Source organism: Shewanella sp. N2AIL, assembly GCF_022690845.1.
Taxonomy (GTDB): Bacteria; Pseudomonadota; Gammaproteobacteria; order Enterobacterales; family Shewanellaceae; genus Shewanella; species Shewanella baltica.
Map to the genome: position 1 here is coordinate 1 of NZ_JALBYT010000154.1, position 207 is coordinate 207.

Below are 207 nucleotides of genomic sequence, written 5' to 3' on the forward strand. Positions count from 1 at the left end.
AAGCTAAAAGCGAAATAAACCTCGCAGCTGCATGTCGTGCTGCGGGTATGTCGAGGCAAGGTATTTATCAGGCAGTTGCTCGAATGGAAAGTCGTAGAGCTGAGCTATCGGTCATCAAAGACTGGGTCCAGTACTGGCGTAAATATATGCCAAGGTTAGGGGCCCGTAAGCTCTACACGTTGATAAAATCCAAGCTGGTTGAGCACG

General features: G+C 48.8%; 1 pseudogene. It reads left to right on the top strand.

Annotation, left to right across the window (positions count from 1 at the left end):
* Positions 1–207: pseudogene (locus tag MO387_RS21140) on the top strand (IS3 family transposase); the annotation flags it as partial.